Raw genomic sequence first — 955 nt, forward strand, 5'->3', positions numbered from 1 at the left:
CCAACGGTTTTAATAAGTTGGATTTTTGGTTAGATAGCAGCGAAACTATCGGCCGTGACCAACTTAATTTAAAAGTAGTGAACTGAATGTTAGAAACAAAGCCAAAAATCGAACTTATTTGTTGTTGTACGCAGGCTTTTATTTTTTCGATTCTCTATATTGATAACTATTCTCTATGAAAACTAAATAATGTGACATTCCCAAGATATCGTTATTTCCTTTAATTTTTGCAATCAGATACCATTTTTGATTGTCGACAATTTTAGGGTTTTCCCAGTCAATTTCTATAAATTCAGGTTGAAGGTCTTGAACTTCTTTAATGGTTAACTTGCTTTCAAGATTGTCAGTCCATTGAATTGCATCATTATAATAATCTTTACAGCTTAAAACTATCAGATATAGTAATGTTGAAAGCACATATTTATTACGAGTCATATTTCGCCAATTCAATTTCTTCATCACTAGGTAGCCAACCATTATTGATTTTTTCAACCAATTCATTCAAATATTTTTTTACTTTTCTAGTTGTAAAGTCAATACACACTAGCTTATTAATTTCTTTTTCTTCATTATGAGCTAAAGTCGAAGCGAACCAAAATCCCTCACTAAAATTCCTATGCATTGTTGTCATTGGAGATTTTGTATAGTCATATTTTTTTCCAGTTTTTTCCTCATATTGAACTCCACGCCAACCAATTTCTTCATCAAAGTACTGTTCGGTCAATTCCGAAAGTTCACCAGCACTACAAGTATAAGTTACGTTTTTGTCTAATATTTGAGAAGTACTCTCATGAAGAATTTCTCCGTTTTCTTTGTCCGCAATTGTTAGAGCAACCCATTTTTCAGTCGGAAGTAAATTCGGCCATTCCAATTCCTCTTTTGTAGAAATGTAGAAAATTTCTCTTTCATTTATTTTTCCTATTCGCTTCATTTTTCAGCTTGCGTACAACGGTTT

At 32.0% G+C, this 955-nt stretch carries 2 protein-coding genes; both read right to left on the reverse strand.

The annotated features are described in order from the left end of the window. Window positions 1-138: 138 nt before the first annotated feature. A complete protein-coding gene (locus tag FS85_RS0114810) occupies window positions 139-435 on the reverse strand; it encodes a hypothetical protein (RefSeq protein WP_010137167.1) in 297 nt (98 codons plus the stop codon). After that, complete coding sequence (locus FS85_RS0114815) at window positions 425-931, reverse strand: hypothetical protein (RefSeq protein WP_010137168.1); 507 nt, start codon at window positions 929-931, stop codon at window positions 425-427. Before FS85_RS0114815 ends, FS85_RS0114810 begins: the two co-directional genes overlap by 11 nt. Between the last annotated feature and the right edge of the window lie 24 nt (window positions 932-955).

Origin of the sequence: Ochrovirga pacifica, from assembly GCF_000220525.1 — a bacterium.
Taxonomy (GTDB): Bacteria; Bacteroidota; Bacteroidia; order Flavobacteriales; family Flavobacteriaceae; genus Ochrovirga; species Ochrovirga pacifica.